At 69.9% G+C, this 14,104-nt stretch carries 11 protein-coding genes and 2 pseudogenes; 7 read left to right on the top strand and 6 right to left on the bottom strand.

Translation table 11 applies throughout. The features are described 5' to 3' along the window. Positions 1-330: 330 nt before the first annotated feature. Positions 331-600: a hypothetical protein gene (locus IE278_RS16610; RefSeq protein WP_189773073.1), complete on the bottom strand. Its 270-nt coding sequence runs from the start codon at positions 598-600 to the stop codon at positions 331-333. Positions 601-843: 243 nt separating this feature from the next. Between IE278_RS16610 and IE278_RS16605 the strand changes: the two genes are divergently transcribed. Then, a complete protein-coding gene (locus tag IE278_RS16605; protein WP_189773072.1) occupies positions 844-2,064 on the top strand; it encodes a pyridoxal phosphate-dependent aminotransferase in 1,221 nt (406 codons plus the stop codon). Positions 2,065-2,194: 130 nt separating this feature from the next. Beyond that, on the top strand, positions 2,195-3,388 hold the full coding sequence (locus IE278_RS16600; protein ID WP_373312006.1) for a putative hexosyltransferase: 1,194 nt from the start codon (positions 2,195-2,197) through the stop codon (positions 3,386-3,388). A gap of 79 nt (positions 3,389-3,467) precedes the next feature. Here IE278_RS16600 and IE278_RS16595 read toward each other — a convergent pair whose 3' ends face one another. Both IE278_RS16595 and clpB read right to left on the bottom strand, forming a co-directional pair. Then, on the bottom strand, positions 3,468-3,995 hold the full coding sequence (locus IE278_RS16595; RefSeq protein ID WP_189773070.1) for a YbjN domain-containing protein: 528 nt from the start codon (positions 3,993-3,995) through the stop codon (positions 3,468-3,470). A gap of 198 nt (positions 3,996-4,193) precedes the next feature. After that, a pseudogene (clpB, locus tag IE278_RS16590) lies at positions 4,194-6,779 on the bottom strand (ATP-dependent chaperone ClpB); the annotation flags it as partial. A gap of 144 nt (positions 6,780-6,923) precedes the next feature. Between clpB and IE278_RS16585 the strand changes: the two are divergent. Beyond that, positions 6,924-7,337 carry a pyridoxamine 5'-phosphate oxidase family protein gene (locus tag IE278_RS16585; protein ID WP_189773068.1) on the top strand — a complete coding sequence of 138 codons (414 nt, stop codon included), beginning with the start codon at positions 6,924-6,926 and terminating at the stop codon, positions 7,335-7,337. A 208-nt stretch (positions 7,338-7,545) separates the two neighbouring features. Here IE278_RS16585 and IE278_RS16580 read toward each other — a convergent pair whose 3' ends face one another. Beyond that, positions 7,546-7,881: a Rieske (2Fe-2S) protein gene (locus tag IE278_RS16580; protein ID WP_189773067.1), complete on the bottom strand. Its 336-nt coding sequence runs from the start codon at positions 7,879-7,881 to the stop codon at positions 7,546-7,548. A gap of 337 nt (positions 7,882-8,218) precedes the next feature. On the opposite strand from IE278_RS16580, the gene IE278_RS16575 reads away from it, so the two are divergent. Continuing rightward, positions 8,219-9,205 carry a helix-turn-helix domain-containing protein gene (locus tag IE278_RS16575; RefSeq protein WP_189773066.1) on the top strand — a complete coding sequence of 329 codons (987 nt, stop codon included), beginning with the start codon at positions 8,219-8,221 and terminating at the stop codon, positions 9,203-9,205. After that, positions 9,202-10,187: pseudogene (locus IE278_RS16570) on the top strand (helix-turn-helix transcriptional regulator). The gene IE278_RS16575 and the pseudogene IE278_RS16570 overlap by 4 nt, the downstream one beginning before the upstream one ends. Here the strand turns inward: IE278_RS16570 and IE278_RS16565 are convergent. Next, positions 10,147-11,184: a helix-turn-helix transcriptional regulator gene (locus IE278_RS16565; RefSeq protein ID WP_189773065.1), complete on the bottom strand. Its 1,038-nt coding sequence runs from the start codon at positions 11,182-11,184 to the stop codon at positions 10,147-10,149. The pseudogene IE278_RS16570 and the gene IE278_RS16565 sit on opposite strands and share 41 nt — an antisense overlap. Positions 11,185-11,509: 325 nt before the next feature. Here IE278_RS16565 and IE278_RS16560 point away from each other — a divergent pair, with 325 nt between their 5' ends. Next, on the top strand, positions 11,510-11,938 hold the full coding sequence (locus tag IE278_RS16560; RefSeq protein WP_189773064.1) for a hypothetical protein: 429 nt from the start codon (positions 11,510-11,512) through the stop codon (positions 11,936-11,938). Here IE278_RS16560 and IE278_RS16555 read toward each other — a convergent pair. Then, positions 11,931-12,986, bottom strand: coding sequence for a substrate-binding domain-containing protein (locus tag IE278_RS16555; RefSeq protein ID WP_189773063.1), 1,056 nt, complete (start codon positions 12,984-12,986; stop codon positions 11,931-11,933). The two genes, IE278_RS16560 and IE278_RS16555, sit on opposite strands and share 8 nt — an antisense overlap. A gap of 432 nt (positions 12,987-13,418) precedes the next feature. Between IE278_RS16555 and IE278_RS16550 the strand changes: the two genes are divergently transcribed. Next, a complete protein-coding gene (locus IE278_RS16550) occupies positions 13,419-13,916 on the top strand; it encodes a hypothetical protein (protein ID WP_189773062.1) in 498 nt (165 codons plus the stop codon). Positions 13,917-14,104: the final 188 nt, after the last annotated feature.

Below are 14,104 nucleotides of genomic sequence, written 5' to 3'. Positions count from 1 at the left end.
CCGGGCCCGGTCGGCCAGGTCAGAGGGTTGTTCCGGGGTCTGCGTCGGCGATACGAGGGAATCATGAACGGCGCGTCCGTCACAGCGTTTTTACCCAACTTCGGCGGGTTTCCATCCCCCCGAGGGCTCCACAGCTCAACTGTTCAACCAGAAAGTGCGCCCCTGGGGGGCTCACGTCGAGGTTCACGCCCCCTGAACGACGGAGTGCCCGCCGGGAGATGACCCCCGACGGGCACTCGTTCGAGCGGACGATCCGGACGCGGTTCCCGGCCCGGAGGCGGTTGCCCCGTCCCGGAACCCGGTTGCCGCCCGGAGCTCAGCTGCCCCGTGTCAGCTGCCTCCGCCGCATCCGCCGCCTCCGCCCCCGCAGGACGAACCGCCGCCGCAGGAGTGGTTCCCCGACGAGCCCGACGAACAGGAGGAGGAGGAGCCTCCGTCGCCCCCGCTCGTCGCTCCCCCGCCGGCCCACCAGCTGTCGCTGTTGCGGCGCGAACGCCCCCTGCCACGACCGCGTCCCCGGTCGGCGGCGGATGCGATCCGCACGCCCACGACGACCACGAACCCCACGACGAACAACGCCAGGATGATGCCGATGACCATGGCGCCACCCTCCTTCCGTTCCCCCGAAGCGGCCCCCCGTGGGCTCTGCTTCTCGTCTGCTGCTGCCTGTTTCCTGCCGAGATCCTTGCTGTGACTGCCGCGGCGACCGCTGCTGTGATTCCTTCGGTGACCGCGGCGGTGATTCCTGCCGCACACCCAGGTGTGCGCCTTGCGTGGGAGGGGGATGCCCTGTCGTCTCACGGACCAAAGCAGAGTTGAGCAACTCCAGAGGTTGAGCGCAGGATGGCCGTCATGACCTCCAGTGCACGTCGCCCCCTCCTCAACCGCCGTCTCGCCGAGTTCGGTACGACGATCTTCGCCGAGATGTCGGCCCTCGCCCTGAGCACCGGCTCGATCAATCTCGGGCAGGGCTTCCCCGACACCGACGGGCCCGAGGAGGTCCGGGAGGCGGCCGTGCGGGCGTTGCGCGACGGGCGCGGCAACCAGTACCCGCCGGGGCCTGGCGTCCCCGAGCTGCGTACGGCCGTCGCCGCGCATCAGGAGCGCCTGTACGGGCTGACGTACGACCCCGGGACCGAGGTGCTGGTCACGGCCGGTGCGACCGAGGCCATCGCGGCCACCCTGCTCGCCCTGCTGGAGCCCGGCGACGAGGTGATCGCCCTGGAGCCGTACTACGACTCGTACGCGGCCTGCATCGCGATGGCCGGTGGTACGCGCGTGCCGGTCACCCTGCGGCCGCACGAGGAGACCGGCGACGACGGCGTCGTACGGCGGCGGTTCCGGCTCGACCTCGACGAGCTGCGCGACGCGGTCACGGACAACACCCGGCTGCTGCTGCTCAACACCCCGCACAACCCGACCGGCACGGTCCTCACCCGCGAGGAACTGACCGCGATCGCCGAGCTGGCCGTCGAGCGGGATCTGCTGGTCGTCACCGACGAGGTGTACGAGCACCTGGTCTTCGGCGGCGCCGAGCACGTGCCCCTCGCGACGCTGCCCGGGATGCGCGGGCGCACGGTCAGCATCGGGAGCGCGGGCAAGACGTTCTCGTTCACCGGCTGGAAGGTCGGCTGGGTGACCGCCTCACCCGAGCTGGTGACGGCGGTGCGCTCGGCGAAGCAGTTCCTCACGTACGTGTCCTCGGGGCCCTTCCAGTACGCGGTCGCCGAGGCGCTGGCGCTGCCCGACACGTACTTCGACGCCTTCCGCGCGGACATGCTGGCCAAGCGGGACCTGCTGAGCGCGGGGCTCGCGGAGGCGGGCTTCGCGGTGTTCCGGCCGGCCGGGACGTACTTCGTCACCACCGACATCCGGCCGCTGGGCGAGAGCGACGGCTTCGCGTTCTGCCGGGCGCTGCCGGAGCGGGCCGGGATCGTCGCCATCCCGAACGCGGTCTTCTACGACCACCGGGACGCCGGGGCGCCCTTCGTCCGGTTCGCGTTCTGCAAGCGGACGTCCGTACTGGAGGAAGCGGTGAGCCGGCTCAAGACGCTCGCCGGGTGACTCCGGCCGGCGAACGCCTCGGAGCCCGTTGTCACGGCGGCGCGCCGTGGTGGCGGAACAACGGGGTGAAGCGGACCCGGTCGGCCGCGCGTTGCTCGCAAAAGGCCCGGATTGCCCGCAATCTTCGGATGTGAGCCTCGTCCGTACCCTCGCGCCCTCCCCCGTCACGCCCCCCGCCGCGGAGCGTCCGCCGCCGCGCCGTCCGGTCCCGGCCGCCACGATGGGCACGGCCCTCGCACTGTTCATGGCGGCCCGGCTGCTGGGTGCCGCGGCCGTGGCCCTGGCCGCCTGGGCGGTCGGCGAGCGGCCCGTGCTGCTGCTCGGGCGGTCCTGGGACTCCATCTGGTATCTGCGGATCGCCGGGAACGGCTACGGGCGCAGCCTGCGGTTCCATCCCGACGTCGTCCACAGCGACCTGGCGTTCTTCCCGCTCTATCCGGGGCTGCTGCGGTCCGTCACCGAGTTGACCCCGCTCAGCGGTCCGGCGGCGGGCCTGCTGGTGTCGTGGACGGCCGCCGGGGTCGCCGCCTGCGGGATCTACGCGATCGGGGCCCGGCTGCACGACCGGGCCGTCGCCACCGCCCTCGTCCTCCTGTGGGCCCTGCTGCCGCACTCGGTCGTGCTGTCGATGGCGTACACGGAACCGGTCCTGACCGCCTTCGCGGCCTGGTCGCTGTACGCCGTCCTCACCGGCCGGTGGGTGTGGGCGGGCACCCTCGCGGTGGGCGCGGGGCTGGCCCGGCCGAACGGGTTCGCGGTGGCCGCGGCGGTCCTCGCGGCGGCGGCGTACGAGTTCTGGAGGCGGCGCGGAAAAGTTACCCACAGGCTGTGGACGGGCGCGGCGCTCGCCCCGCTCGGCTGGGTGGGGTACGTGCTGTGGGTGGGGCGGCGGCAGGGCGATCCGCTCGGCGGGTACTTCGAGGTGCAGCGGCTGTGGGGTTCGCGCTTCGACTTCGGCCTCGACGCGCTGCGCTTCGTACGGCATCTGCTGCTGGAGGGCGACCTGCTCGTCTTCCCGGTGTCGATGGTGACCGTCGCGGCGGCGCTGCTGCTGTACGGGCTGCTGCTCGCGGACCGCGCTCCCCTGCCGCTGCTGGTCTACGCGGGCGTGCTGCTGTTCGTGGCGGCCGGCGGCGCCGGGTTCTTCGAGTGCAAGCCGCGGTTCCTGCTGCCGGCGTTCCCGCTGCTGCTGCCGCTCGCGTGCGCGCTGGTACGGACGGCGAGAGCCCGGCCGTGGCACGCGACCCTGGTGGTCGGCGCCCTGGCCGGGCTCTCGTTCACGTACGGGGCATATCTGGTCGTACTCGCCCACAAGCCACTGTGAGGACCACTGGTCGCGGTCAGGACCACTGGTCGCCGTGCGGACCACCGGTCGCCGTCAGGGCCACCGGCCGCCGTGCGGACTACTGGTCCTCGTCGGGCTTCTCCGCGTCGTCGATCTCCTGCTCCAGGCCGAGCTGCTCGACGAGCCACTTGTCGAACTCGATGGCGGCCCGCACCCAGCTGACCGTCGACGACACGAAGTGCTCCAGGCTGACGCCCGTGCCGATCAGCATCTGCGCCTCGCCGATCAGGCGGACGGTGCCGTCGTCGTGCGTGTGGCTGTAGACCTTGGGCCACAGCGTGCGCCGGTTCCAGTCGTCGATCGATTCGAGCAGGTGGAGCTTCTCGTCGATCTGGTGGGGCCGGTCGTAGAACGTCCGCACCGAGAAGACCTGCTGGTCGTCCTCACCGCGGAACATGAAGTACGTACGGAACTGCTCCCACGGCGCCGCGAGGTCTCCCTCGTCGTCGACGACATACTTCAGCTCCATCTGGTCCAGGAGCTGCTTCACAAGGTCCTGATCCGGGACGACGGGGCCCGCCGGTCCGCCGGGGTTCGGCTCTGGCTGGCCCCCGAAGTTCGGAATCGAGGACGGGTCGATGCTCACCGTGATTTTCCCTTCGTACGGATTCCGCCATCCTCCCCCATGCGGGGCGGGGGCCCGCAACCCCCGCCCCCGCCGGTGACGTAATTCCGCTCAGAGCGTTTTGCCCGACGCCGGACCGCTCGCCGCCCCATCTGCCGGGCCGTTCTCCGACCCGGTTGCCGACCCGGTTGCCGGGCCCTCCGCGGCGACCGTGACCGGTCCCGTCGCGGGGCCGACGATCAGGCCGTCGCCGAAGGCGTCCACGCGGACCGTGTCGCCGTCCTTGACCTCGCCGGAGAGGATCTCCTTGGCGAGCCGGTCACCGATGGCGGTCTGCACGAGACGGCGCAGCGGCCGGGCACCGTACGCCGGGTCGTTGCCCTCGTCCGCGAGCCAGGCCAGGGCCTCGTCCGTGATCTCCAGGGTGAGCCGGCGCTCGGCGAGCCGCTTCGCGAGACGGCCGACCTGGAGCTTGGCGATGCGTTCCAGTTCCGTCTTGTTCAGCGCCGAGAAGACCACGAGGTCGTCGAGCCGGTTGAGGAATTCCGGCTTGAAAGAAGCCCTCACCACCTCCATGACCTGTTCCTTCTTCTCCTGCTCGCTCGTCAGGGGGTCGACCAGGTAGTGGCTGCCCAGGTTCGAGGTCAGGACCAGGATGGTGTTGCGGAAGTCGACCGTCCGGCCCTGCCCGTCGGTGAGCCGTCCGTCGTCCAGGACCTGGAGCAGGATGTCGAAGACCTCCGGGTGCGCCTTCTCCACCTCGTCCAGGAGCACGACGCTGTACGGGCGCCTGCGGACGGCCTCGGTGAGCTGGCCGCCCTCCTCGTAGCCGATGTAGCCGGGCGGCGCGCCGACCAGACGGGCCACGCTGTGCTTCTCGCCGTACTCCGACATGTCGATGCGGATCATGGCCCGCTCGTCGTCGAAGAGGAAGTCCGCGAGGGCCTTGGCCAGCTCGGTCTTGCCGACACCGGTCGGTCCGAGGAAGACGAACGAACCGGTCGGGCGGTCCGGGTCGGCGATGCCCGCGCGGGTGCGGCGGACGGCGTCCGAGACGGCCCGTACGGCCTCGCTCTGGCCGATCAGCCGCCGGCCCAGCTCCTCCTCCATGCGCAGCAGCTTCTGCGTCTCGCCCTCCAGGAGGCGGCCCGCGGGGATGCCGGTCCAGGCGCCGACCACGTCGGCGATGTCGTCCGGGCCGACCTCCTCCTTGACCATCGTGCCCTTGGCGGCCTCCTCCTCGGCCTCGGAGGCTTCCTCCAGGTCCCTCTCCAGGGTCGGGATCTCGCCGTAGAGGAGCTTGGAGGCGGTGTCGAAGTCGCCGTCGCGCTGGGCCCGCTCGGCCTGGCCGCGCAGCTCGTCGAGCCGCTCCTTCAGCTCACCGACGCGGTTGAGGGACTGCTTCTCCTTCTCCCAGCGGGCGGTGAGACCGCGCAGCTCCTCCTCCTTGTCGGCGAGGTCGCGGCGCAGCTTCTCCAGGCGCTGCTTGGAGGCCGCGTCGGTCTCCTTGTCGAGCGCCAGCTCCTCCATGCGCAGCCGGTCGACGACCCGCTGCAGCTCGTCGATCTCGACGGGCGAGGAGTCGATCTCCATCCGCAGCCGGGACGCGGACTCGTCGACGAGGTCGATGGCCTTGTCGGGCAGGAAGCGCGAGGTGATGTACCGGTCGGAGAGGGTCGCGGCGGCGACGAGCGCGCTGTCCGCGATGACCACCTTGTGGTGGGCCTCGTACCGGCCCTTGAGGCCACGCAGGATCGCGATGGTGTCCTCGACGGACGGCTCGGCGACCAGCACCTGCTGGAAGCGCCGCTCCAGCGCCGGGTCCTTCTCGATCCGCTCGCGGTACTCGTCCAGGGTGGTGGCGCCGACCATGCGCAGTTCGCCGCGGGCGAGCATGGGCTTGAGCATGTTTCCGGCGTCCATGGCCGAATCCCCGCCGGCGCCCGCGCCGACGACGGTGTGCAGCTCGTCGATGAACGTGATGATCTGCCCGTCGGAGTCCTTGATCTCGGCCAGGACCGTCTTCAGGCGCTCCTCGAACTCACCGCGGTACTTGGCCCCGGCCACCATGGCGCCGAGGTCGAGCGAGACGAGCCGCTTGTTCTTGAGGGACTCGGGCACATCGCCCTTGACGATCCGCTGGGCGAGGCCTTCCACCACGGCGGTCTTGCCGACGCCGGGCTCCCCGATGAGGACGGGGTTGTTCTTGGTGCGCCGCGACAGGACCTGTACGACGCGGCGGATCTCCTGGTCGCGGCCGATGACCGGGTCGAGCTTGCCCTCCCGGGCCGCGGCGGTGAAGTCGGTACCGAACTTTTCGAGTGCCTTGTACTGGCCCTCGGGATCCGGGGTGGTCACCCGGCGCCCTCCCCTGCTCTTCTCGAACGCGTCCAGCAGCTTCTTGGCGCTGGCCCCCTGCTGGGAGAGTATGTCGCCGACCTGGCCGCCCTTGGCGGCGATCGCGATCAGCATGTGCTCGGTGGAGAGGTACTCGTCCCCGAGCTCCTTGGCCCGCTCGCTCGCGTCGGCGATGACCGCGAGCAGCTCGCGGTTGGGCTGCGGCGGGGCGACGGTGGAGCCGGTCACGCTGGGCAGCGCGGCGAGGACGCGCTCGGCGCCGGCCCGTACGGCGGCCTGGTCGGCGTCGACCGCGGCCAGCAGGTCGGTGATGTTCTCGTTCTCCTGCCCGGCCAGCAGCGCGAGCAGCAGGTGCGCGGGCGTCAGGTCCGGGTGGCCCTCGGACACGGCCCTGCTGCTGGCCGCGTTGATCGCGTCCCGGCTCCTGTTGGTCAGCTCGGCGTCCACGTTCGCGTTCTCCTCCTCGTGCTCGTACTCAGGCTCGTACCCGTACGGTGTTGGCTGACCCAACCAACGTACACAAAGTTGAGTCTATTCCACTCAAGGGGGTTCAGGGGGCTGCGGGGAGCCCGCCGGGTTAGGTTCCGGTTCATGGCCTCGTACCCCGTGAACCCGCGCGATCCCGGCGACTCCTATCTCGGCTTCTGGCGGGAACGCCACGTGTGCACCCTGAGCACCTTCCGTCCCGACGGCACCCCGCACGTGGTGCCCGTCGGCGTCACATACGATCCCGAGGCCGGTCTGGCTCGGGTCATCGCCTCCAAGTCCAGCAAGAAAGTACGCAACGTGCTGGCCGCGGGACCCGACGGGATGCCGGTCGCGGTCTGCCAGCTGGAGGGGCGGCGGTGGGCGACGCTGGAGGGGCGCGCGACGGTGTCCGGGGACCCGGAGCGGGTCGCGGAAGCGGTGCGCCGCTACGCCGAGCGCTACAGCAGGACGCCGTCACCCAATCCGGCCCGGGTGGTCATCGAGATCGCCCTGACGTCGGCCATGGGCAACTGCTGACACCACGGCGGGCACCGCGGCGGGCGGGGCGGTGGCACGAGGCCGGTTTTCACCCTTGTGGAGCGCCGGGGGCAGCATGAAGCATGCCTGCTGAAACATGTCTGCCGGAACATGCCTGAAAACTGCAGCGGCGTCACCGTGTTCAGGTCACGGTGACGCCGCTGCGGGGGGAAGCGCCTGAGCGATTTACTACGACGGGGGAATCGCGTCAGGCACTGCGGGGGGTGGCTGCGATGGTTCGTACGTCCGGGGCCTCCGGCTCGTCCAGCCGATGGTCGCGCTGATCGAGGTTCACAAAGATCATTCCGTACCGAATGGCGCACCGTACCGGCTGCGGCGCCCCCCGAGGCCGCCGCAGACACCGGTACGCCCGTACGTCGTCCTCGTCGTCCCGCGTCACCACGACCGGCTCTCCGAAGACGGTCACCATCAACGAGTCACCGCTGTGGGGGATGGCGGTGGCCAGGTCGATGAAGTGCCAGCCGGAGCGGTAGGCGGTGGCCATTTCTCTGCGGAAGGACCGGTCGTCGGGAGGAGTGCTCATGTCAGCCTCCGATGCTGCCGTCTATCGGCGCCACGGGCCAGCTGGTGTCCGGGGGGCCGGCGACCTCACCGTTCTGTCCGGCCGACGGCCAGCTCGTGTCCGCTCGAACGTCACCCTTCGCGTCGGAGAGGCCATCCAGTGCTCCGAAGGCCACAACGGCGGAGAAGACGGCGACAAGCACCGAGCGAAGCATTTTCTTACCCATAGTCGGCTTCGTCCTCACTTGAAGGTCCCTCTCCCCCGTCGGATACGACGATGGCTCATTCGGGCACATCATGGCCACATAATCGATGCATCATGTTCCTGCACGTTCAGGACCCTGGGGGGTGGAGATTTCATGGCGAAACGGCATAAACCGACACATCCTCATGCGGTGACCGAGCTGTGCGAGGAAGGCGGCCGTCTCTATGCGAATGCGCTCCGCACAGGACGTATCGCCCGTGAAGAAGTCGAGTCCGCTCCCTGCTTGATGGAGTTCGCCCTTCTTCACCCCGATCCGGATGACGCGAGCTGGTTGCGCCCGGTGCCTCCGACGGTGGCCCTGGCCCAGCGGCTCAACCCCATAGAGCGCGAAATCACGGCGCACCGGCGGTTGTCGATCGAACTGACCGATGCTTTCGAGCCGTTCATGACGCTGAGCGCCCAGGCGACGGCGCCCACCCACTCCATCACGGTGCTGGAGGGCAGCGACCGGATCAACGCGGCGCTCAACCTGGCCACGGCCCAGTGCCAGACCGAGGTCCTCACCATCCAGCCGAGCAACCGCATATCCGAGCGCAACCTCATGCACGGGCTGGAACGCGACAGACCGCTGACCGAACGCGGTGTGCGCATCAGGACCCTCTACCAGCACACCGCCCGCTACAGCCAGGAGAAGCTGGCCTACGTGGACCAGCTCTCCAACGGCAAGGTGGAGTACCGCACCATCGACGAGCTGGTGGAACGTCTCATCATCTGCGACGAGACCGTCGCGTTCATCCCCACGCGCGACGACCAGCAGGTCGCCCTGGAACTGCGCCACCCGGGCCTCGTCCGCTACCTGATCAAGGTCTTCGAGTTCGTCTGGGGCCGAGCCGTCCCGCTGAGTGCCGGCGCCCCGTACGAGACCGCCCCCGACGGCATCACGAACATCCAGCACTCGATCGCCAAGCTCCTCGTGGAGGGCCACGTCGACGAGGCCATAGCCCGCCGGCTCGGCATGAACGTACGCACCTGCCGCGCGCACATAGCGAAGCTGGCCACCGCCCTGGGCAGCGGCAGCCGCGCACAACTCGGCTACCTCATTGCCGAGTCGGGGATCCTGAAGCAGGGCGCTGCGGAGTGAAGGACCCGCACCCCGCACACAGTGTGGAGGAACTGTGCGCGGCCGGCTCGGAGTTGTACGAACGGGCTCTGCGCGAGGGGCGTATACACAGCGAGGACGCCGAAGTGGCTCCCTGCCTCGTCGACTTCGGCCTCCTGCAGCCGGCCGTCGAGGACCCGGTCCGCCTCGAACCCGTCGCGCCGGTCGTCGCCCTTCACCGGCTGCTGCGGAGATCCGGGGAACGCATAGCCGACGAGCGGTGGCGCGAGGCCCGGCTGGCCGCGGTGTTCGAGCCGCTGATGCGGGTCGACGGACGCCGGACGGCGACCGCGGACACTCCGATGATCAACGTCCTCAGCGGTTCGAAGCAGATCAACCAGGCCATCACCGAAGCCATGGCCCACGCGTCCCGTGAACTCCTCACCGTCCAGCCCCACACCCACACCGGTGAACGCCGCTACCAGGCCGAGGCCATCGCACTGGACCGTGACCAGGCCCTGCTGGACCGCGGCGCCCGCATCCGCACCCTCTACCAGCACACAGTGCGCCACTCGCCCACCGTTCTGGCCCGCTACGAGCAGTTGAAGGGCGACATCGAGACCCGCTCCCTCGACGAAGTCACGGACCGGCTCATCGTCACCGACCGCACCGTCGCCTTCATCCCCGCCGACAAGGACGGCAGCCTCGCACTGGAGGTCCGCCACCGGCCCTCGTCGGTTACCTCGTCACCACCTTCGACCGGCTCTGGCGCCTGGCCACGCCCATGTATCCCGAAGCCGTCCGACGTCCCTCGCTCAAAGGCGTCACCCCACGTCAGCGAGCCATCGCCACCCTTCTCGTCGAAGGCCACACCGACGCGGCCGTCGCCGAACGGCTCGGCCTGAACGTTCGCACCGCCAGGGCGCACATCGCCAAGCTCGCCGAGACCCTCGGCAGCGAGAGCCGCGCGCGGCTCGGCTATCTCATCGGTCGCTCGGGGATCCTGGACGATTCGGAACAGTGAGCGGCTGCAGTTCCGCGGCGCGCGGTGGCCCGTCCAGGCCCGCCTGGGCGATCCGCACCCCCAGCTGCGTGCGGCTGGCGGCCCCCAGCGTCTCCGACAGCCGGGCGATGTGCGCCCGGCACGTACGGACGCTGATGCCGAGGCGCTCCGCGACCACCGCGTCCTGGTGCCCCTCGGCGAGCAGCGCCGCGATGGAGCGTTCGCGGTGGGTGATGCCCTCGATGCCGGTGTCCGGGAGGGGCGCGGTGAGGGGGATCGCCAGCCGCCAGAGCCGTTCGAAGACGGTGACCAGATAGCTCACCAGGGCCGGGTGGCGCAGCTCCAGGGCCATGGTGCGGTCGGGGCTCGCGGGGATGAACGCGACCGTGCGGTCGAAGACGATGAGCCGCTCGGTGACCTCGTCGAGCGTGCGGGCCTCCGCCGCCTCCTCCATCAGCTCCATGTAGTTCCGCAGGCCCTGGCCGTGCCGGGCCACATGCGTGTACAGGTCGCGCATACGCACCCCGCGGCGGCGCAGCGCGAGCGCCCGGTGCAGGCCTTCGGAGAGTTCGTCCTCGCGGCGGATGCCGCCCGGCTGGACGGCCAGCACCTCGGAGGTGCACGCCTCGGTCGCCTCGTCCATCGCGGCACGGATCCGGGGCAGCCCGTCGAGCACCCGGATCGCCACCGCCCCGGCGGGGGAGCGCGCGTCGCCGCCGAGGGCCGCGTACCACTCGAAGGCGGAGACCGCCTCGCCCATGCGTGACTGGGTCGCGACGACGTGCTCGTGCATCTCCCGCAGCAGCCGCGTCATGACCTCCTGCGGCGAGGTCGGCACCAGCCAGCCCATGTCGTCGGGGTCGGGATGCAGGAGCGCCAGCTCGACCAGGCAGGGCACCGACTCGGCGTCCTTGCGGGACACCCGGCCGCGCCGCACCGCCCGGGAGTACACCCGGTCTCCGGCATCGCACAGGCGGTCAGCACCGTGTGGATGCGCTTCCGTCGTGTGCCCGGCCATCTCCCCAACCCCCGGTTCCAGCCTCTTCGGAGCGCAACTATGCGCGGCGTCCCCCGGCTCCGCAACACGGCTCCGCGACGCCACCGAGCCCTATCGGCATACTTGCTCCGCTTTTGCCCCTACCCCCGCATGACGCGTTGCAACAACCTGCTGCCGGGAACGGCACGCAGCCCAGCACATGACTCCCCCGGCCACCAAGACACCCTGATGGTTTTGGCCGAATACGGCACGCTCCACGTCCGGTTGACCGGCCGGACCGCGACGACGCGATACTCGTCGGTGATGAGCGGGCGGTTGAGTGAGATCGGCTACAAGGGATCGTGACGTGACCTCGGAGACCGACAGGCGCACCCGGCCGATCACGGTCGGGTGCGTTGTCCTGCTCGTCGTGGTTCTGCTGCTCGCCGGGGCCGCGTTCCTGATGTCCGTCGCCGTGCGGGGGTTCTTCGACCGTCCGGCGCAGCCGGATCACGAGGTCGTCGACAAGGGGGCCGGACTGACCCGGTACCGGCTCCAGGGGGCCGTGCGGGACGGCGTTCTCACGGAGAAGGAGATCGCCCACGCGGCCGGGGACGCCCGCTGGGGCAGTGCCCGGGAGGCCTCGGCCGTTCGGATCACGGTCGCCTACCCGACGAGCGGCGACGGCGAGAGCTGTTACCGGTTCACCCTCGCCCGGCCCCTGACGGACCGGCCCCTCGCCGATCCCGTACGACTCGCCCGCTGTCCCGCCGGCCTCGGCGGACCGGCTACTTGATGCCGAGTTCCTCGCACGCCGAGCGGTACTTCGCCGTGCAGATCTCCTCGGCCGTGTAGATGCCGTCCTCGACGACCGTCGACTCGATGGTGTTGCGGGTCAGGGAGGAGACCTGGACGAGGCTGGCGGGGATGCTCTTGTCGGTGGGGCTGGAGACCCGGTCGGGGGTGAGCGAGTCGAACTCGATGCCGTAGCCGCGGACGCGGGCCACGGCTATCTCGGCGGCGGTCTCCGCCTCCTCGGGGTACGGCTTGTAGACGCTCATGAACTGTTCGCCGGTGAGGATGCGCTGCACGGCGTCCAGTTCGGCGTCCTGGCCGGTGATGGGCGGCAGCTTGGTGGCACCCGCGGCCTTGAGCGCGGAGATGATGCCGCCCGCCATGCCGTCGTTGGCGGAGTACACCCCGGCGATGTTGTCGACGCCGATGGAGGAGATGGCCGCCATCATGTTGGCGCGGGCGTTCGCCGGCTTCCAGTCCTTGGTGTCGTACGTCTTGGCGATGGTGACCTTGTTCCGCAGTTCGGTGAGGGCGGCGGCCTTGAACTGGGCGGCGTTCGGGTCCGTCACCGCGCCGTTCATCATGACGATCTTCTGGCTCTTGTCGCCGTCCAGCTTGTCGGCGAGGGCCCGGCCCTGCACCTGTCCGACCTCCTCGTTGTCGAACGAGATGTACGCGTCGATCGGGCCCTCGGCCAGCCGGTCGTACGCGATGACGGGAATCCCGGCCTTCTTGGCCTTCTTCACACCGGCGGCGATGGCGTTCGAGTCCACGGCGTCCACCATCAGCACGTCGACCTTGTCGTCCACCATCTTCTGCAGCTGCCGGCTCTGCACGGCTGCGTCCTGCTCGGCGTTCGCGTAGACGACCTTGCCCTTGCCGTCCGTGAGCGTGCTGACCTTCTTCTTGATGATGGGGTAGTCGAACTTCTCGTAGCGCGAGTTCGCCTTCTCCGGCAGCAGCAGGCCCACCGTGATGTCGTCGCCCTTGGTGGGGCTCGCTTCGGCCCCGTCGTCACCGCTCCCGCACGCGGCGAGGGTCAGGGTCATGGAGCAGACGGTCACAGCCAGGACGGTACGACGTGTGGCGCGGTTCACTTCAGGTGCCTTCCGTACGAGGGCGACAGTGCGGGCCCAGGTGACGAAAAGCCAACGCGGGGCTTCTCGGGGCGTCAAGGAGTAACTGCTAACGACCTCGCAACAGAAGTCTGTGAAGAGACGGGGGCGAAGTCGGGCGGATGCGCGGAGTGAGAATCCACACCGTCCTCGCACACTCCACGGGGCAGAGAGGGGTGAGTCGGTTCTGTTCGGCACCAGTCGCCTCAAAGATGCTTCAAGACGGTGAAAGACGGCACGAAACCCACGTCCGGGTCAGTGTGAGCACCTGATCGGCGGCGCACGGATTGCGGTGGGGCGGTCGGCGGAACTTGCTGGGACCAGACAACTCGTTCCGACCGTGTCCTCCTTCACCACGGAGTTCCCATGCGCGCTTTCCCCCGATGCCTCATAACTGCGCTGGCCGCGGGCTGCCTCGCCCTGGCGGCAGGCACGTCCGCGGCGGCCGTCACCCCGTCCGCGGCACCCGCGCCCGCACCCGCGCCCGCACCCGTGCCCGCGTCACGGGCCGCGCCCGATCCGGTCCCTGGCGCCTGTGACGTCGACTGGGCCGGACTGGCCGGGATCACGGGCACCGGCACCCTCCAGGAGGCGATCGTCGCCTGCGTCGAGGCCTACACGGAGCGCGACCTCGCCGACTGGCTCCAGGCCTCGCCGAAACTCCCCGACGAGCAGCGGGAGCAGCCTGAGCAGCCCGCCGAGCAGCCGGGGAAGCAGGAGGAACAGAAAGACCAGGAGGAGCGGGAGGAGCAGGAGGAGCAGGAGGACTGGACGGGGGCCGACGCCGGGGACTGGGCGACCGACCTGTCCTGCGACCTGGCCGAGCTCTTCGAGGAGCCCACGGCATGCCGCCGTACTCCGTGACGCAGCGATGAAGCCCTCGCGCAGGTGACGGGTGACGGAACGGGCCGGGATCTGAGCACTCGCGGACGAGTCGCGGAGGAATGCGAGAACCGCGAGTGTTCACTCTCCGGCCCGTTCGTCGCGCGCGAGACCTGTGGACGGATCACCGCGGACGGACCGCCGCGGACGGACCGCTGCGGACGGACTGC

Origin of the sequence: Streptomyces tauricus, from assembly GCF_014650955.1 — a bacterium.
Lineage (GTDB): Bacteria > Actinomycetota > Actinomycetes > Streptomycetales > Streptomycetaceae > Streptomyces > Streptomyces tauricus.
This window is presented reverse-complemented; position numbering and strand designations above follow the sequence as displayed.

What these genes read in the sequence shown, in the direction of transcription:
- IE278_RS16610 (WP_189773073.1), bottom strand. Translation starts at nt 600, where the DNA reads ATGGTCATCGGCATCATCCTGGCGTTGTTCGTCGTGGGGTTCGTGGTC.
- IE278_RS16605 (WP_189773072.1), top strand. Translation starts at nt 844, where the DNA reads ATGGCCGTCATGACCTCCAGTGCACGTCGCCCCCTCCTCAACCGCCGT.
- IE278_RS16585 (WP_189773068.1), top strand. Translation starts at nt 6,924, where the DNA reads ATGGCCTCGTACCCCGTGAACCCGCGCGATCCCGGCGACTCCTATCTC.
- IE278_RS16580 (WP_189773067.1), bottom strand. Translation starts at nt 7,881, where the DNA reads ATGAGCACTCCTCCCGACGACCGGTCCTTCCGCAGAGAAATGGCCACC.
- IE278_RS16575 (WP_189773066.1), top strand. Translation starts at nt 8,219, where the DNA reads ATGGCGAAACGGCATAAACCGACACATCCTCATGCGGTGACCGAGCTG.
- IE278_RS16565 (WP_189773065.1), bottom strand. Translation starts at nt 11,184, where the DNA reads ATGGCCGGGCACACGACGGAAGCGCATCCACACGGTGCTGACCGCCTG.
- IE278_RS16555 (WP_189773063.1), bottom strand. Translation starts at nt 12,986, where the DNA reads ATGACCCTGACCCTCGCCGCGTGCGGGAGCGGTGACGACGGGGCCGAA.
- IE278_RS16550 (WP_189773062.1), top strand. Translation starts at nt 13,419, where the DNA reads ATGCGCGCTTTCCCCCGATGCCTCATAACTGCGCTGGCCGCGGGCTGC.